The sequence below is a fragment of the Rhodococcus sp. DN22 genome, from assembly GCF_036669995.1.
Taxonomy (GTDB): Bacteria; Actinomycetota; Actinomycetes; order Mycobacteriales; family Mycobacteriaceae; genus Rhodococcus_F; species Rhodococcus_F erythropolis.
In genome coordinates this window covers 1803923-1821726 of the sequence record NZ_CP133326.1, presented here as the reverse complement: position 1 = coordinate 1821726, position 17804 = coordinate 1803923, and the positions used below count along the sequence as shown (strand labels likewise).

At 63.8% G+C, this 17804-nt stretch carries 18 protein-coding genes; 9 read left to right on the top strand and 9 right to left on the bottom strand.

Annotation, left to right across the window (positions count from 1 at the left end; genetic code table 11):
* Positions 1–5 precede the first annotated feature (5 nt).
* Positions 6–395: a VOC family protein gene (locus RA302_RS08495; RefSeq protein ID WP_019744328.1), complete on the top strand. Its 390-nt coding sequence runs from the start codon at positions 6–8 to the stop codon at positions 393–395.
* An 80-nt stretch (positions 396–475) separates the two neighbouring features.
* Here RA302_RS08495 and RA302_RS08490 read toward each other — a convergent pair whose 3' ends face one another.
* From RA302_RS08490 to RA302_RS08470, 5 genes are read right to left on the bottom strand one after another with little or no spacing between them, the layout of a single operon-like run.
* Positions 476–835: a hypothetical protein gene (locus tag RA302_RS08490; protein WP_003942018.1), complete on the bottom strand. Its 360-nt coding sequence runs from the start codon at positions 833–835 to the stop codon at positions 476–478.
* Between the two features lie 2 nt (positions 836–837).
* Complete coding sequence (locus tag RA302_RS08485) at positions 838–1596, bottom strand: ABC transporter ATP-binding protein (RefSeq protein ID WP_046378221.1); 759 nt, start codon at positions 1594–1596, stop codon at positions 838–840.
* Positions 1593–2336, bottom strand: coding sequence for an ABC transporter ATP-binding protein (locus tag RA302_RS08480; protein WP_020968954.1), 744 nt, complete (start codon positions 2334–2336; stop codon positions 1593–1595). Before RA302_RS08480 ends, RA302_RS08485 begins: the two co-directional genes overlap by 4 nt.
* Positions 2329–4587, bottom strand: a complete 2259-nt coding sequence (locus RA302_RS08475; RefSeq protein ID WP_019744331.1) for an ABC transporter permease — start codon at positions 4585–4587, stop codon at positions 2329–2331. The genes RA302_RS08480 and RA302_RS08475 overlap by 8 nt, the downstream gene beginning before the upstream one ends.
* 60 nt (positions 4588–4647) lie before the next feature.
* On the bottom strand, positions 4648–6072 hold the full coding sequence (locus tag RA302_RS08470; RefSeq protein WP_338480164.1) for an ABC transporter substrate-binding protein: 1425 nt from the start codon (positions 6070–6072) through the stop codon (positions 4648–4650).
* Positions 6073–6356: 284 nt separating this feature from the next.
* Between RA302_RS08470 and RA302_RS08465 the strand changes: the two genes are divergently transcribed.
* The 5 genes from RA302_RS08465 to menE are packed head-to-tail and all read left to right on the top strand — an operon-like array spanning position 6357 to position 9668.
* Complete coding sequence (locus tag RA302_RS08465; RefSeq protein WP_019744333.1) at positions 6357–7556, top strand: inorganic phosphate transporter; 1200 nt, start codon at positions 6357–6359, stop codon at positions 7554–7556.
* 15 nt (positions 7557–7571) lie between these two features.
* Positions 7572–7835, top strand: coding sequence for a membrane protein (locus RA302_RS08460; protein ID WP_019744334.1), 264 nt, complete (start codon positions 7572–7574; stop codon positions 7833–7835).
* A gap of 54 nt (positions 7836–7889) precedes the next feature.
* The gene (locus RA302_RS08455; RefSeq protein WP_019744335.1) at positions 7890–8225 is read left to right on the top strand and encodes a DUF3349 domain-containing protein; all 336 of its coding nucleotides are present in this window, start codon (positions 7890–7892) and stop codon (positions 8223–8225) included.
* Between the two features lie 4 nt (positions 8226–8229).
* Positions 8230–8532, top strand: coding sequence for a DUF3349 domain-containing protein (locus tag RA302_RS08450; RefSeq protein ID WP_019744336.1), 303 nt, complete (start codon positions 8230–8232; stop codon positions 8530–8532).
* Entirely contained in the window at positions 8529–9668 is a 1140-nt protein-coding gene (gene menE, locus RA302_RS08445) for an o-succinylbenzoate--CoA ligase (RefSeq protein WP_020968952.1), read from the top strand. Before RA302_RS08450 ends, menE begins: the two co-directional genes overlap by 4 nt.
* 54 nt (positions 9669–9722) lie before the next feature.
* On the opposite strand, the gene RA302_RS08440 is transcribed toward menE, so the two are convergent.
* The gene (locus tag RA302_RS08440; protein ID WP_338480159.1) at positions 9723–10616 is read right to left on the bottom strand and encodes a hypothetical protein; all 894 of its coding nucleotides are present in this window, start codon (positions 10614–10616) and stop codon (positions 9723–9725) included.
* A 154-nt stretch (positions 10617–10770) separates the two neighbouring features.
* On the opposite strand from RA302_RS08440, the gene RA302_RS08435 reads away from it, so the two are divergent.
* Together RA302_RS08435 and RA302_RS08430 are read left to right on the top strand one after the other, a co-directional pair.
* Positions 10771–11778: a daunorubicin resistance protein DrrA family ABC transporter ATP-binding protein gene (locus tag RA302_RS08435; protein ID WP_003941960.1), complete on the top strand. Its 1008-nt coding sequence runs from the start codon at positions 10771–10773 to the stop codon at positions 11776–11778.
* A complete protein-coding gene (locus RA302_RS08430; RefSeq protein ID WP_003941848.1) occupies positions 11775–12602 on the top strand; it encodes an ABC transporter permease in 828 nt (275 codons plus the stop codon). The genes RA302_RS08435 and RA302_RS08430 overlap by 4 nt, the downstream gene beginning before the upstream one ends.
* Positions 12603–12623: 21 nt before the next feature.
* Here the strand turns inward: RA302_RS08430 and RA302_RS08425 are convergent, their stop codons facing one another.
* A complete protein-coding gene (locus RA302_RS08425) occupies positions 12624–15872 on the bottom strand; it encodes a BTAD domain-containing putative transcriptional regulator (protein ID WP_338480157.1) in 3249 nt (1082 codons plus the stop codon).
* A gap of 49 nt (positions 15873–15921) precedes the next feature.
* Between RA302_RS08425 and RA302_RS08420 the strand changes: the two genes are divergently transcribed.
* Entirely contained in the window at positions 15922–16791 is an 870-nt protein-coding gene (locus RA302_RS08420; protein WP_019744341.1) for a 1,4-dihydroxy-2-naphthoate polyprenyltransferase, read from the top strand.
* Between the two features lie 12 nt (positions 16792–16803).
* Here the strand turns inward: RA302_RS08420 and RA302_RS08415 are convergent, their stop codons facing one another.
* Together RA302_RS08415 and RA302_RS08410 are read right to left on the bottom strand one after the other, a co-directional pair.
* Complete coding sequence (locus RA302_RS08415; protein ID WP_003941998.1) at positions 16804–17184, bottom strand: phage holin family protein; 381 nt, start codon at positions 17182–17184, stop codon at positions 16804–16806.
* Positions 17185–17233: 49 nt separating this feature from the next.
* Entirely contained in the window at positions 17234–17800 is a 567-nt protein-coding gene (locus tag RA302_RS08410; RefSeq protein WP_031333051.1) for a Clp protease N-terminal domain-containing protein, read from the bottom strand.
* Positions 17801–17804 lie beyond the last annotated feature (4 nt).

Here is a 17804-nt window from a genome sequence, read left to right as displayed (position 1 = left end):
CGGACGTGGAGATTCTGAGTAGCCGTACGATATTGCGCCCGAGCGAGTACGAACGAACGCTGAGCTTCTACCGAGACACCCTCGGTCTGGCGATCGCTCGTGAATATCCCGGCGGCACAGTCTTCTTCGCCGGCCAAGGGCTGATCGAAGTCGCTGCGCACGGCGGCACCGGCGAAGGTGGCTTTCGCGGCGCGATCTGGCTGCAGGTCCGTGACCTCACTGCCGCTCAGACCGAACTGGTTCTCGCCGGAGTCAAGATCGCCCGCGAGGCCAGGCAAGAACCGTGGGGTCTGCACGAGATGTGGATCGCCGACCCGGACGGGACACCGATCGTGATGGTGCAGATCCCGGAGGACCATCCCATCCGACGCGATTCCCGGCCACCGTCCGCGTAGTCGAGACACCACTGTAGCCGAGCAGTGACAGATGCCCGCCACGACTTTCGTGGCGGGCATCTGTCGGTTCTTCGCAGAGATCAGTTGCGCGTGCTCAGCGCCTGAGAGATCTGATCTGTCTGGGCCTGACCCTCGAGCAGTTGGCGAACCAACCACAGCCGCAGCACCTTTGCCACCGATGCGGCCAGGAAGAGTGCGGCACCGACCACTGTCAGGGCGAGGAAAACCACGGTGAGGATCTGGTACGACACCAGATCCCGCAGGTCCGAGAGCGTCAGCGAAGAGATGTAGACGACGAAGGCGCCGACCACACCGACGACCATGAGCACCAGGCCGGCGATGCGCGTCGCAGCGTCGCCGCCTGCCTGCTTCTTGTCCAGCTTCAACTCTGCGATGTTCTTCTTGAATTCCTCACGGCGATCTTCGGCGAGAGTAGTCATCGTCATCCTCCTAGATAACTGGTAGAAAGTTCGTTTTCGATGTCGAGGGGATCGCCGGTCTTCACGACGCGTCCCTGCAACATGAGTGCGGCCGAGGTCGCGATGGGCAGCACCGCTCGTGCGAACTGCTCGGCGACGAGAATGGAAATGCCTTCGGCTGCAAGCGAGCCGACGACGTCGTACATCTGCGAGACGATTCGCGGTGCGAGACCCATCGACAGCTCGTCGAGCAGGAGCACCGTCGGGTGAGTGCCGAGCGCCCGTGACAGCGCCAGCATCTGCTGCTCGCCGCCGGACATCGATCCGGCCAACTGCCCGCGCCGCTCCCCCAGGATCGGGAACCTGCTGTACGCAACCTCTTCGAGTTCGGCCAACCCGACGCCCGTTCCCGTGGCGATCCACAGATTTTCGCGCACGGTCAGGTTTGCGAAGATCCCGCGCCCCTCGGGGATGGAGCAGACGCCCAGCCTCGCCAACTCCGAAGGCTCGACGCCGTTCACGACCTGGCCCGCGAGCCGGAACTCGCCGCGGGTGACCGGCAGGACGCCTGAGCAGATCTTGAGCGTCGACGTCTTGCCGCCGCCGTTGGGCCCGAGCAGCGCCACCACTGCGCCCGGTTCGAGTACCAGATCCACCCCGTGCAGAACCTCGATGGATCCGTAACCGGCACGGACACCGGACAGTTCGAGCAACGGTTCGGAGCGGTCGGGGCTGCGTATGCCCTCGTCGATTTTCGCCTTGCCAATTTTCGCTGAAGTCATACCGCCTCCTCCTCGGTCCCGATGTAGGCCGCGATCACTTCCGGATCCGTCCGGATCTTCTCCGGATCGCCCGAGGCGAGGACTGCGCCGTAGTCGAGCACGTGAATGGTCGAGCACACCTTCATCACCAGCGGAATGTCGTGCTCCACCAGACAGATTCCAAGTCCACCCGCCGCCAGCTCGGTGAGCATCTCGGCAAAGACCTCGGTTTCCTGCTCGGTCTGGCCCGAGGCCGGTTCGTCGAGCAGCAGCACTCGCGGGTCGGTCATGAGCGCCCGTGCAACTTCGACAACGCGGGCGCGTCCGGTGGGGATGTCCGCGACGTCCTTGTCCGCGACATCCGTCAGCCCGGTCAGCTCCAGCAGACGATCCGTCTCGCTGTCCACGTCGATCTTGTTGCGGCCGTTCGCCTTGTGGATGTCTCCGGCGACACGCAGGTTGTCACGCACCGACAGCGAGACGAACAGTTCGAGCCGCTGGAAGGTACGTGCAAGCCCGCGACCTGCCCGCTTGTGCGGCGGCAGCTTCGTCACGTCGACGCCGCCGAGGAACACCTGACCGGACGTGGGTTTCTGCAGCCCGGTGATGGTGTTGAAGAGCGTCGTCTTGCCCGCACCATTCGGTCCGATCAGTCCCGTCACGGTTCCGGGTTGCACGGTGAGCGAAACGTCCTTGACCGCGACGTGCCCACCGAAACGAACGCTCACACCGCGTGTTTCGAGAAGAGGTGCATCAGACATGGGCGGTCAACTCCTTCGGCGAGCCGCCCTGGTACTGAGGAATCCCCAGTTCGCGGTCGATCTCGTCACGGATCTCGGGGCTGTACGGGACGTCGATCCCGACGTCTTCGGGAACGACTGTCGCCTTGGCTGCCAATTCTTCCGGAGTGAGAACCGCACGGGGCATGACCATCTCGCCGATCACGGGCAGCATGAACACCACCGCGATCGTGATGGATGCGAACCACCAGTTGCCGAGTACGCCGGTCAGAGCAAGGACGTAGGTCAGCAGAACGACTGCGGCGCCGCCGATCAGAACCGGCCTGGCATCGGTGAGCCGACGGTAGCCCTCGATCACGCTGTGCACGGTGCCACTGGGGTTCGCGCCGACACCGATGCCGATCAGGGCCGGGCTGACGGCCGCGATGTTGCCCAGCAGCAGCCACATTCCCTCCAACTCCGGTTGCGCCGAAGCCAGATTGGTGAACGAGACCATGATGACGGCAAAGCCGATTCCGGCCATGAGCCCACCGAACAGCGCGCCGGTGACGTATCCGATGCCCGCGACGACGGTCAGCATGAGCAGCGAGAGGCTGACCATGATGGCAAAGCTCTCGCCCGAGACGGAACCCATCGCGCTCGACATCAGAATGCCGCCGAGACCGGCGATCCCCGAAGAAATCATGAAGACGCTCAGCTTGAGCCGAACCAGGCTCTGGCCGAGCATAGCCGAACCAGCCGGGCTGTCCTTCATCGCAGCGAGACGGCGCCCGTAGCCGCTGTTACGCAACGCGATGACGCCGACGCCGAGTACCGAGAACAGCGCGGTCACGGTCATCAGGAACACCGTTTCGTTGCTCAGATCGAGCGGGCCGATCTTCAGCGGCGGGAGGGCGATGTTGCCGTCTTTGAACAGCGAATACTTCATGCCGAACATCTCGTGTTCGGTGGTGTCGCGAAGGACCATGTTGGAGAGGAACACTCCGAATGCCATGGTCGCAAGCGCGAGATACAGCCCTCTGAGCCGCAGCGCCGGCAGGGCGACGAGGCCACCGATCACTGCGGTGACGAGGACTCCGACGACGATGCCCCACAGGTTGAGGTGCGCAGCCAACCCGGAACCTGAGATCCCGAAGTGGAAGGCCACGATGGTCGCGATAGCGCCGAAAGATACCGGCGCCAAGTTCAATTCACCCGCGTAGCCGGTGAGGAGTGTGAGCGAGAGCGCGATGATCGCGAAAGTCATTCCGATGGTCAGTGTCGTGACCGCCGACGTCACCATCAGCAGACGGATCAGGTACACGATGACGATCAGCGCCACGCCCCAGACGACGGCCTTGCGTACGCTCGGAACGTGGTACCGCTCGCGAGTGCGAGTGACCGCGCCGCGCAGGCGGTCCTGAGGTAGGACGATGAGTACGACGAACAGCGCGATCATCGGCAGGGAGACACGGAAATTCGACGTCCAACTCCAACTGGTCGGGAAGTACGCCAATACGTACGTACCGGCAAGCCCGAGAACCACGGCGCCGACAAACGTGCGTGGGATGCTGCGCAACCGACCGAACATGGCCGCGGCAAACGCGTCGATCACCAAGAGCGTCAACATGTTCGCCTCGAGTGTGCCGCCACTGATCGGGGTGATCAGGATGCCGGCCAGGACTGCGAGCGTCGAACCCATCGCCCAGGACAGTGCCGCGAGACGCTCCGGATTGTGGCCGTTGAGGCGCAGTAGTTCCGGATCGTCGACGACGCCGCGCATCGCAACACCGGCACGGGTGCGCGTGAAAAGTATACGCAGACCGACGGCGATAGCGATCGCAACGAGGATGCAGATCAGCTCGTGGTAGCGGATGCTCGCGCCGAACACCGTGATCTTGGACTGATCACCGAAGAACATCTGCATCGTTCGGGCGGTCTCAGGATGCCAGAACCAGTGGGAAATCGAGAGCATTCCGAGCAGGATCGATACCGTCACAACGATTTTGGTGACCTCGGCGGTATCGCGTAGCCCCTTCATGATCAGGACGTAGAGGCCGAGACCCATCAGCGGACCGACCAGGACCAACGAGATCAGCAAGGCAACGACAGTGGGAAGTTCCCAGCCGTAGCGCAACTGCCAGTAGATGAACGCACCGAGCATTGCCTGTGCACCGTGCGCGAAGTTGAAGATGCCTGACGTGTTGTACGTGAGTACCAGCCCGGAGGCGGCGATCGCGTACACCGATCCCAGGACCAGGCCCAGGATCGTGAAAGTGACAAAAGTGTTCATGGCTGAACCCTCGTTAGGGACTCGGGCGGCGGTTGGCGCTCGCCGCCCGAGTCGGAAGAATCAGGACTGCGGCTTGATGACGTTGGCGTTCTGGTACTTCGTCGAGACGCGGTCAGCGCCGAGCTCGGTTCCCCAGGTGCTCTTGTCGGTCGCGACGAGGTACTTGGGGTCGCACTTGAATTCGCCCGCGGTGGACGGGAACGCCTGCGAGTAGGTACTGCCCTTCAGCGAGGTCATGAGTCCGCAGGTGGCCGGCATGTTCTTGCCGGGATCGGTGGCGGCATGCAATCCGCCGCCGTCCCACTCGTGAATGTTCGAGAGTTCGTCGACCATGCACTGACGCGTCAGATCGCTGCCGCACTCGTCCGCGGCGGCCGCCCACAGCAGGAACGACGACGCCGCCTGCATACCGAGAAGCGCAGTCTTGCCACCCTGCTCGGAAACCAGATCCACGTACTTCTTCACTGCAGGCACCTTGTCCGCGTTCTCGAGCATCTGGAAGGTCATGCCCGCGTTGAGGTTGTCGAGCAGTCCGGTGTCCTTGTTCCAATCGGAGACGGTCGCGCCGTACCAGGTGGCTTCACCGAAGAAGATGGGATCGATCCCGACCTGGTCGAGGGCCTTCACGAAGTTCAGCTCCGACGGGCTTGCCGATCGTGACGTCCAGATTCCCTTCGCACCGCACTCCTTGTACTTCTCGGCAAACGGCACGTAGCTCGATTCGCCCTCGTAGTTGAGTGTGACGCCGCAATCCTTGAGCTTGAAGCCCGCAGCCTCGGCGATCGAACGAATCTTCGTGGTGGAGCTGATGATCGTGGGCATCGTGCTGTTGACGACGTCGAAGTCGTTCACCAGATCGGGATGCATCTCGGCCATCTGGAACCACTGCGAACCGTTCGCGTAGTCGACGGGGAACGGAACTCCCTGGAACGTCATGGGTCCGTTCGCGGCGTCCGGCGAGACGGTGAAGCCTGGCACTGACACCAGGTTGCACGCGACACGCGTCTGCTCGGCGGTCTGATCCATCGCGAAGCCGTAGCCGACCATCATGAACTGACTCGCGCACGCTTCCTGCATGACCGAGTTGGCCTGCGTCATCGCGGCGTCGTAGTCGGTACCGACGACCTTGCGGCCGTTGATACCGCCTTGATCGTTGCACCACGCGATGAGCGCGTTCACCGCATCGCTCATTTCCTTGTTCAACCCGGGAGACTTCACGTACCCGCGGTCGTCACCGAACCCGATCTTGATCTCGGTGTCGCTGACGCCTTGATCGGTTGCGCCGGTGGCATCGCCTTCGCCACACGGCGAATCGAGGGTGCCGAACTTCGCGTCGGATGTGCTCGACGCAAGATCGGCGCTGACGCCTGATCCGCCGACAGCGACGGCGTAGGGATCGTCACCACGATTCGATGCGCAGGCTGATGCCAGAACGGCGGTCGCTGCGAGTGCCACGATCAGCTTCGTGGACTTGTTGGGCTTCACGGTCGGAGCTCTCCTTCTCACTGACAGACACCGAGATACAGAGGTGAAACCCCTGTTCCGGTGCGCTCGGTGCCCGTAGGTAATCAGCGTTTAAAACGGTCCGAATGTGCCTTCCCGGTGAGTGAGACCAAAAAGTGAGGTCCCACACAGGGTTCGGATTTCGTGGCGCTGAACACATCGCGAACGGCAGCGCCGCAGCCCACGCGCGGGGACGTACTCCACGGAGGCCCTGTTCGCATCCCGTTCGCTGTACTTTTACGCGTTCGATACGCACAATTCACGTTGTGACCGCAGAGCTCGTAATCCTCCTGGTGGTAGTTGTCACCGCCCTCGCGTTCGATTTCACGAATGGTTTTCACGACACGGGTAACGCAATGGCCACCTCCATCGCGACCGGTGCACTCAAGCCCAAAGTTGCGGTCACACTTTCCGCGATCCTGAACCTGGTCGGTGCGTTCCTGTCCGTCGAGGTCGCCGCGACGGTAGCCAAAGGTGTCGTCAACCTCGGCGCGGTCAGTGGGCAGGATCTGCTGCTGATCGTGTTCGCCGGTCTTGTCGGCGGAATCATCTGGAACCTGGCGACCTGGCTTCTCGGATTGCCGTCGAGCTCCTCGCACGCGCTGTTCGGCGGCTTGATCGGCGCCGCGATCGCCTCCATCGGTATGGGCGGAGTCGAGTGGGGCGGAGTGCTGACCAAGGTCGTCGTCCCCGCAATCCTCGCGCCGGTCGTCGCTGCTCTGGTCGCGGGCGTCGGCACCAAGCTCGTGTACCGCATCACCGCATCCGTCAAGGAAGACGAGCGCGAGCGCGGTTTCCGTTTCGGCCAGATCGGCACCGCCTCCCTGATCTCACTTGCACACGGCACCAATGACGCCCAGAAGACGATGGGCGTCATCTTTTTGGCCCTGGTCGCTCACGGCACCATCACCGCCGAGACCGAGATGCCGTTCTGGGTGAAGTTCACCTGTGCCGTCGCGATCGCCCTCGGCACCTACCTCGGTGGTTGGCGCATCATCCGCACCCTGGGCAAGGGTCTTGTCGAGATTGCCGCGCCGCAGGGTCTGGCAGCCGAAGCGTCGTCCGCCGCCATCATCCTCACGTCGAGCCACCTCGGACTCCCCCTCTCGACCACCCACGTAGCCACCGGATCGATCCTCGGTACGGGTATCGGTCGCAAGGGCGCCGAGGTCCGTTGGGGTGTCGCCGGCCGGATGGCCGCAGCCTGGCTGATCACATTGCCGTCGGCTGCTGTCGTCGGAGCTATCTGCTGGGCTCTTGCACATCTGGTCGGCGGACTCGCCGGCGTGCTCGTCGTCTTCGCCGCGCTCATCGCCTTCGCGATCTTCATGTACATACGCTCGCGTAAGGAACCCGTGGACGCGGCGAACGTCACCGCCGAATGGGACGAGAATTCAGATGCGGCAATTGCCGAGATCCCGGCAGCCGAACCCACTCCGTCCACCGAAGCCACCCGCAACTCCTGAAAGGGGCGCAAGAGAATGCATCTACTCACCGATACCCTCGATTCGCTCTGGCAGGTAGTGGCAGTAGGACTGCTCTTCGGAGCGGGACTGCCGGCGATCTTCGCATTCGGCCTCAAGTCGCTGAGCCTGCCGAATCCCGACGGCACCGAAGGACCGACCACCCTGGGTAAAATGGGTGCGTACCTCTGTTTTGCGATCGTGCTCGTCACGATCTTCGCCGGAATTCTGTTGTTGATGAAGAACTTCTTGGCCAGCACGTTCGGAATCCACGTCTTCTGAGTGGTCGTCGCGGCACACCACTGAAACCACCGAAACGAAAATGAGGCCGAGGATTTGAGCAAGTATTCATTGCGCAGCGTGCTCGACTGGCTACGCGCCGGGTACCCCGAGGGCATCCCGGACAAGGATCATTTCGCCCTGCTCGCGGTTCTCCGTCGACGTCTGACTGACGAGGAGATCGAGCAGGTCGTTTCGATGTCCATCGAGTCCGCGCACGAGGTACCGGACCGCCACGTCGACTACGACACGATTCGCGCCATCATCGAGGGGATCCTCAACGAGGAGCCGTCCGAGGACGACGTCGATCGTGTCACCGAAAGACTGCGCGCAGGTGGGTGGCCGGTCATCGAAGACGTGGACGCCGACAACGAAGTTCGAGATGTGAGCTGACGTCATGGCTCTTCCGCCCTTCCTCACGTCGATAGTCGGCTGGTTGCGGGCCGGCTATCCCAATGGCGTCCCCGAACAGGACTACATCCCGCTCTTCGCACTCCTCACTCGCAGACTCTCCGAGGCCGAGGTCGACGCCGTCGCCGACGCGTTGATCGAGGACGGCGATCTGCCCATCGAGAAGACCGACATCCAGGTCCTCATCACGAAGATCACCAACGAGATGCCTCTCGAAACCGATGTCGACCGCGTGCGAAGCCATCTGGCTGACGGCGGTTGGCCCCTTGCCGGGCCGGACATCCGGTGAACGTTCTTCGCACACTCGCGGTTCCGCAGGGCGAGGCGGCTTTCGAGGTATTACCTGCCGTCGCGCAGATCCTGGGCGGCGAGCACGACGCCGTGCTCCCCGTCCCGGCTGCCGACGCACGCGAGACGGCCCGACTGAGCGACGCTCTGCACCCCGATCAGCCCATCGACGACGGCGTCTCGCTGGTAGTCGCCACGTCGGGAACCACGGGAACGCCGAAGGGCGCGATGCTCGGTGCTGATGCCCTGCGGGCCAGCGGCGACGCGACCCACGAACGCCTCGGCGGCACAGGATCCTGGTTGCTCGTTCTCCCTCCGCACCACATCGCCGGCATGCAGGTTCTGCTCCGCAGTGTTCTCGCCGGAACGCAACCGGTGATCGTCGACGTCAGTGCGGGTTTCGACCCGGCAGCGCTTCCGGGCGCCGTCGCCGCGATGAGCGGACCGCGCCGCTACACCTCCTTGGTGCCGACGCAGTTGGTCAAGGCGCTCGGTGATCGCGCCGCGGTCGAGGCGCTGGCTTCACTCGACGCGGTTCTGCTCGGCGGCGCTGCGACTCCCGCGCCGGTACTCGCGCAGGCAACCGAAGCGGGCATCACCGTCGTCCGTACCTACGGGATGAGTGAAACCTCCGGCGGTTGCGTCTACGACGGAATCCCGTTGTCCGGAGCGCAGATTCGTATCGACGACGGGCGAGTGCTGCTGGGCGGACCGATGCTCGCGTCCGGGTACCGCGGGCTTCCCGACCACCCCGCTTTCGCCGAACCCGGTTGGTTCCGGACCGACGACGCCGGAGCAGTGGTCGACGGAGTCCTGCGCATCAGCGGCCGGTTGGACGAGGCAATCTCCACCGGCGGGCTGACCGTCGTACCGCAGGTGGTCGAGGCCGCGCTGGCCGATCACCCGGCCGTTCGCGAGTGCGCGGTGATCGGCATCGAGGACCAGCGGCTGGGGCAGCGGGTGGTGGCCGTGGTCGTACCCGAGGGCGAAGCTCCGACGCTCGAGGAACTACGCGCACATGCTCAGCGGACACTCGACGTGACCGCAGCGCCGCGCGAGCTGTTCGTCGTGGACGCACTGCCGCTCCGGGGGCCGGGCAAGCTCGACCGCGCCGCTCTGGTGGCTCGGTTCAGCTAGCAGCCGCAGCACGATTGTTCAGCCGCAGGCCTGATCAGCGCCGCGGCTGCACAATCAGCGCGCGGCTCCGCGGAGGCAAGCCCGCTCGAACCTTTCGCGGACACGTTCGAAGTCGCGAAGATCCGCCCATACCCACCGGAACACCTCGAACCCCGCGTCCCGGATCGCGTCCTCCCGCAGTTTCTCGCGCTCTACCGCCCTCCCCGGATTGTCGCCGCGATACTTGACCATCCCGTCGAACTCGCCCACCACACCGTGCTCTTTCCAGAAGAAATCGACTCTCCCGATGAACCGGCCACCGTGACGGATCTCGTGCTGCAGGGTCGGCATCGGCCAACCGTCGTCGCGCATGCGTACCCGGCTGATGGACTCCCCCGGACTCTCGGCACCTGGTTCGATGAACGTCGCCGCCACTCGAGCGCGACTCATTCCCAGCCGTCCGCGCGCATGATCGAGCGAAGCGTCGACGTTCTCACGCCTCATCCCACGTCGCAGGGCGCAATCACCGATCACCACGGCGGTCTCGAACGGCGTCGTCCGTGCGAGGTCGACGAACGTTCGCGCAAGCGACGTGGTTGCGACGCCGTCGATCAGCACGACCTCCTCGGCCGGGACCACTGCCGGATGAAGATGCAAGGTTTGACTCTTCCGCCCACCCGAGCGCCGGTTACGCGTCATGTGCACGGTGCCCAATCGCAATCCGCCGCAATCCAATCCGTGCATGACCGCTGCCGAAGCGTGGCTCACGATTGCGCCTGGTCCACAGCTTTCGGTGGCTACCATGACAGCGCAGCGGTGGCGTGCTCTCGCATCGAGTTCGCGGAAGTGATCGGCGCGCATGTAGATCCCCGCTGCGATTCGGTGCAGCTCGCCGCGCCTGACCGCTCGCTGCAACTGCGCGTCGCTGGTGCCGTCGCGGTGAGCCTGTGCCCGCGTGAGAATCTCCATGCAGCGAGCGTGATGCCGCCGCGCCCGCACACCGACAAGCAAGATCCGTCTGGGGATTGTTTGCCGGTTGTGGAGCACCGACCTCGCGCGCTGTGCAAGTAACCGCAAGTTCCACGCAAGGTCCATGCAAGATCGATCTGCCAAGCTTCATCCCATGAACCACACAGCTTCGCCTCTTGCCATCGAGGCCGACGGACTCGTCAAGAAGTTCGGCGAGCACCGCGCGGTCGACGGCGTCAGCCTCACCGTCCCCACCGGCTCGGTGTTCGGCGTCCTCGGGCCGAACGGCGCCGGCAAGACCACCACTGTCCGCATGCTCGCCACCCTCCTTCGCCCCGACGGCGGTGAGGCGCGCATCTTCGGTCACGACGTCAGCCGTGAACCCACCGCGGTCCGCTCCCTGATCGGCGTCACCGGGCAGTACGCCTCCGTCGACGAGGACCTGACCGCGACCGAGAACCTCGTGATCTTCTCCCGGTTGCTCGGCCTGAGCCGCCGCGATGCGCGCACCAAGTCCCTCGAACTCCTCGAGGAGTTCGACCTGGTCGAGGCCGCAACCAAGCCGCTGAAGAACTTCTCCGGCGGTATGCGTCGGCGCCTGGATCTGGCGGCCAGTCTGATCGCTCGCCCGCCGCTCCTGTTCCTCGACGAGCCCACCACCGGCCTCGATCCGCGCACCCGCGCCCAGATGTGGGTGACCATCCGGCGACTCGTCGCCGAGGGCTCGACGGTGTTGCTCACCACGCAGTACCTCGACGAGGCCGATCAGTTGGCCGATCGCATCGCAGTGATCGACCGAGGTCGCGTGATCGCGAACGGCACCGCCGACGAACTCAAGGCTTCGGTCGGGATCTCCTCCCTCCAGCTCAAGTTGGTCGACCGTGACCGAACCGAGGAAGCTCGCTCGCTCATCGCGGCTGCGCTGAGCGTCGAGGTGGGTGTCACCCCCGAAGTCGGGCGGATCACCGCACCACTGAGCGACCCGTCGATCACCGCAGACCTGTTGATCCGCCTGCGTGAGCAAGGAATTGCCGTCGACGAGATCAACGTACAGAAACCCAGCCTGGACGAAGTGTTCCTGACCATTACCGGGCACCAGCCCGAAGACGGTGGACGCAACGACGCCCAGTCCGACAACGACTCCGATCGGAGCGTCGCATGACAACCACCCTCACAAAACCCCGGTCGCCGATAGCCCAGCCGGATGCCGCACCCCGCCGAATCAGCCTGCAGCAGAGCTTCGCGAACACGTTCACGATGGCGTACCGCGGAATTCTCAAGATCAAGCACAACCCCGAGCAACTGTTCGACGTCGTCATCCAGCCGATCATCTTCACGTTGATGTTCACGTACATCTTCGGCGGCGCGATCGCCGGTGACGTGACGGCATATCTGCCGACGATCATCCCCGGCATCCTCGTCCAGACCGTCATCACCGGTTCCATCGTCACGGGCACTCAGCTTCGTGAGGACATGGACAAGGGCGTGTTCGACCGCTTCAAATCCCTTCCCATCGCTCGTATCGCCCCGCTGTCCGGCGCATTGCTCGCCGACGTCGTGCGCTACGGCATCGCAACGACCATCACGTTCATCGTCGGTTTCGCGATGGGATACCGCCCCGCAGGCGGCGTGGTCGGCATTCTGTCTGCCGCGATCCTGGTCATGGTGTGCGCGTTCTCCATCAGCTGGATCTTCGCTCTCATGGGCGTGCTGATGAACAAAGCGTCCACGGTACAGGGTGTTTCGATGCTCGTGCTGTTCCCGCTGACGTTCCTGTCGAATGCGTTCGTCGATCCTGCCACCATGCCGAGTTGGCTTCAGAAGTTCGTGAACGTCAATCCGGTCTCACACTTGGTGACCGCGGTTCGCGAGCTGGCCAACGACGGTCACTTCGGTATCCACGTCGTGTGGTCGTTGGTCGGCGCCGCGGTGATCGTTGCCGTCATGGCGCCCCTGACCGTCCGGATGTACATGCGCAAGACATAAGTCCCGCAACATCGTCCAGCTCTAATCCAGCACCGGTCCGCGAAGCGCAGCCAACACTGCTTCGCGGACCGCTCTGCGTGAGTAGCCCGACACCTTCTCGGTTTCCACAGACCACCTGTCGGCTCCGACTACACCAACCGCGAAGTCGGAGAGGCGCGCATGGTGGAGCGAGACGAAGTCCTGTCTCCCTGGCATTTTCAACGACAGAGCCATCAGTTCGACCCCTCGATCGATGTTGCCCGTGACAAGATCGAACGACCCGATCGCCGACGCCAAGGAACCCGCGAGCGGCAGGTCCGCATAACCCTTGGGATCGAACTTGAGAGCACTCGAATCCTTCATCTGCAGAACACGACTTGCCACGAGTTCATGTCGGCCGTGAACGACGTGAGCACACACGGCCGCAGCACCGAGCAGAACGACGAAGGGATCACCGAAGATGTTCTCGATCGCAGAGCCCAACAACTCCAGTGCTTCTCGATACCTGGCCAACCCTTCGTCGATTCGGCCGTCGGCGAGATCCGCCTCGGCGATGCTCGCCATCAGCGCCGCGCGCCGTTGATCGGTTTCGATGGCACCGGTCCCACCCGAGTGCGCCAAGGCCGGACGTGCCCGATCGAGAAGTGTTCGCCCGCCGGCGGTGTCACCGGATGCGATCATTGCTCCGGCTTGAAAGCAGATGAGCTGCATCGCCTCGTCACGTGCACCGAGGCGTTCCATCGACGCCGCCGCAATCGCGTAGAACTCGATGGCTTCGCCATATCGCGCGGATTGGCTGTGGACCGACCCGACATGCTGGGCCGCCATCGCAAGGCCCCACTCGTCACCGGCATTGGTCGCGTAGTCGAACAACGCTTCCCCGTCCAGCAAAGCGCCCCGCAGATCCCCGATGTTCTCGCGCATATTCGAACGCGCGGACAGCGCAGCCATTCGGGTCTCGGGGTCGGAACTGCGAACGCCTTCCGCAACCAAACGCGCAAGTCTGTGGTTGGCGATCCCACTCGTGGTCAGCTTGATCAGAAATGCGAACAACGGACCGAGATCATCGCGATCACGCAACAGCTTTCGAAGACGAACCCGCGCGCGGGCATGGTTTCGATCGGTCTCCGCGAAAAACAGATGCATCGCCACCAGAATGAACGTCGCGCCCACCAATTCTGCATTTACATCGCGTAGATCGTTGTCCGCGGTCGCCCCGACGATCTTCGACGCCCAGTTCGAGACTTCCGAATTCGATCCTCGTACGGCCCACAGAATCGCGAGGACGGGAAAGACGTTGGCTACGGTCACCGCGTCGCCGCGCTCGACAGCCCAGCGAAGAACAGCGAGAAGGTTGTCGTGCTCGGCGTCGAGGTCGGCAATCAGGCGCAACTGATCCGTGCGTGCACGCACGACGGCGTCCTCGGCGATCGCGATTGCCCAGACATCCAGGCGCCGGATCACTTCCGGCCCCTCTCCGGACGCGGCGAGCTGCTCCTCGCCGTATTCACGGACCGTCTCGAGCATGTAGTACCGAAGCTCACCCTGCCCGTCGCTGACGGAAAGAAGTGACTGATTGACCAGCGCTTCGACAGCGCCGGCCACATCGTTCAACTCTCCCCACCCGGCAACGGCCTGCGCCGAGGAAAGCGTGAAACCTGCCGGGAATCGGCACAATCGACGCAGCGCAATCTGATCCCCGCTGCCCAACAGATTCCAGCTCCAATCGATCACCGCGTGCAGCGTGCGATGCCGATCCGGAGACGTCGGATCATCGGAGCGCAACAACGCGAACCGATCTCGCAGTCTCGAACCGATTTCGTCGACGCTCATCGTGCGGACCCGGGCAGCCGCGAGCTCGATCGCCAACGGGAGTCCGTCGAGCGTCGTACACAGCTTGACGACCGCATCGACGTCCAGATGAACGGACGGCCGCACCGCACGGGCTCTCGCCGAGAAGAGTTCGACTGCCGAGCCGGTTCCGTCGTCGATCGCCAACGGCGGCAACGGGTACACCGCCTCGGCACTGATCATGAGCGGCGAACGACTGGTGGTCAGTACCGTCAGCTGACGACCGGCCGCGATCATCTCGGCCACGATCTCCGAACACGCGCCGATCACGTGCTCACAATTGTCGAGGATGAGCAACATCGGACCGGCCGACAGCGCCTCTTTGAGTCGCTCTCGCGCCGAATGCGTCCGGCCGACGGTCAATTTGCCTGGCGCCAGATCGGATTCGCTGATTCCGAGGGTGCCGCCGATGGCCGCGATGACATCTTCGCTGCTGCGCAACGACGCCAACTCCACGAGTACCACCGCGACGCCAGGCTGGTTCACGGATCCGCGCAGGCCCAATTCGTGTGCGAGACGGGTTTTTCCGGAGCCACCGGGTCCGAGAATGGTGACCACACGTGAGCGAGCCAGCAAGGATTCGATCTGGTCGATGTCGCTGTCGCGACCGAGCAAGGTGTTGGGGGCGGCGCGTAGACCGATCGCCCGCGCAGCTCGCGGTGTTGCCGCAGGTGCCCCGAGAAGTTCCGTGTTCAGAGTCACCAGTGCGGGTGACGGATCAGCGCCCAGGCGATTGGCGAGGTGGTTGCGGAACTCCGCGAACACTTCGAGTGCCTCGTTGACTCGGCCGGCTCCGGCGAGCGCACGCATCAACGCTTCGGCCGCTGTGTCGTCGAACGGGCTCGACAGATGGCGTCCGCGCACCAGTGGAATGGCGGCCGCGTACTCCCCCAACGTGAGCAACGCGTCGATCTGCGCGGACTCCAGTTCGTCGTACACGCGGCCCGCGTCGAGCGCCAGACGATCTGCGACGTCGCCGACCACGTCGCTCCCGGGGGTACCGCGCCACAGGCGCAGCGCCGCGGTCGTGACGGCGAGTGCCTCGGACGCGTCAGCGCCGCCGGCGCGCAGACGACGGACGGCGTCCGCTGCCCGGGCCAGGTCGACACGCTCCCGAGCGAGAGTGAGCCGGTATCCGGCCGCCGTGACTTCGAGCGCCCCGTCCGGAAGTGCGGATCGCAGGCGCGAGACCTGAGTGTGGAGGGCGTTCATCGGTGAGCGCGGCGGCTCCAGCCCCCAGACGTCGTCGATCAGGCTCTGCGCGGTACGGGGCTCACCCGGATTGCGAGCCAGCGCAACCAGCAGAGTTCGAGCTCGCGGACCCGGCAACGGAACCAGACGATCGCCCACTTTGGTCGAAATGGGTCCGAGCAAGGCAATGTCTGCCGGGTCTTCGCCCGACTGCGCGTACCTGGCGCGCTCACTCACGTCTCGAGTCATGTGCTGATCCACCGCGTTCGATCGTATTGCACAGTGCAAAGATCGTTGTATGGCAACAGCTGCTCAATGGATCGAAGGCGCGAGGCCGCGCACACTCCCGAACGCGATTGCGCCCGTGCTGGTCGGCACCGGAGCCGCGGCGTCCCTGGACCTCGCAGTGTGGTGGAAGGCGCTCCTGGCACTGATCGTCTCCTTGGCCTTGATCGTCGGGGTGAATTTCGCGAACGACTACTCCGACGGAATCCGCGGAACGGACGACGACCGCGTCGGGCCACTGCGCTTGGTCGGATCGAAGTTGGTCAGTCCCGGAGCTGTGAAGGCCGCAGCGATCAGCTGCTTCACCGTTGCCGCGGTAGCCGGGTTCGTTCTGGCGGCGACCACAGCCTGGTGGCTGGTTGCGGTCGGCGTGTTCTGCATCATCGGTGCCTGGTTCTACACCGGCGGCAAGAAGCCGTACGGATACAGCGGGTTCGGCGAGATCGCCGTGTTCATCTTCTTCGGGCTGATCGCAGTGCTGGGAACTCAATTCGTACAGGCCGAACGGGTGGATCTGGCCGGGCTGGCCGGCGCGATCGCCATCGGTTCATTCTCGAGCGCGGTGCTCGTTGCCAACAATCTTCGAGACATCCCGACCGACACCGAGTCCGGAAAGATCACTCTCGCAGTCCGGCTCGGCGACGCGAAGACCCGCACACTGCACGTGATCCTGCTGGCCGTCCCGTTCGTCGCGACCTTGCTGCTGATCCTGCGTACTCCGTGGGCCCTGCTCGGATTGCTGGCGTTGCCACTGGCAATCCGAGCCAACGCCCCGCTGCGTTCAGGGGGCCAGGGAATGGCTCTGATCCCCGCGTTGCGCGACACCGGACTCGCCATGCTCGTCTGGGGTGCCGCGACCGCAGTTGCGCTCAGTCTCGCCTGAACGCCGACGTACTCAACGGTTGTCGGGGACGAACGCGCTGAGCAGAAAGTTCACGATCGAGATGATCAGCGCGCCCCAGACTGCCGTCCAGAAGCCGTCGACCGTCAAGCCGTAGGACGTACCGGACGAGATCCACGCCGTCAGCATCAGCATCAGGGCGTTGATCACCAGCGTGAACAGTCCGAGGGTCAGGATGAGCAGCGGTAGTGAGAGAAGCTGCACTACCGGCTTGATGAAGGCGTTGACCACCGTGAAGATCAAAGCGATCACCGCGATCACGAGAACCGTGCCCCAGGTGCCGTTGTCGTGGTTGGCGATCGTGATGCCGGTGACCCACGCCGACGCCAGCCAGATGGCTATGCCGTTGATGATGAGACGTGCCAGAAATGTCATGTCTGAATGCTGGCACATCCCGCCCCGTGCATGCGGAGCCGTGCCGAATCTAGGCGGCGCGATTCATCTTCGCTTCCAACCGCTCACGGATCACCGACATCGTGACCTGCGTTTCGAGGGCCTGACGGGTAGGCCCGTCGGCGACACGCAGGATGCCGAGCAGGATGTGTTCGGCACCGATTCGATTGTCCTTGTGCGCGAGCGCTTCACGAAGCGAGAGTTCCAACACCTTCTTGGAGTCCTTCTCGAATCGTGAACGAGGAAACCCGAATCGGCCTTTCCGCGAAGTATCGACACCGTCCGGCACGGGCGTCTCGTCCAGCACACCTTCGCCGAAGGACTGCTCGAGACTCTCCCGAACCGCATCGAGATCGATGCCGATCGACTTGAGTATCTCGGCGTCGTCGTCGAAATTGTTCGAGCTACCTTCGTTCGATCCGGCGCCGGCGTGGTGGATCACGTCGAGGGAGACACCGGACTCGGTGAGCACCTCGGTGGCGATGCCTCGATCAGATGTGAGCAGCGCGGTCAGAAGTTCCATCGGCGTGACCGGACCGGATCCGGCGACAGCATCGACTACGACGCCACGAGCCTGTGCGGAGAACCTTTCGAACATGGCA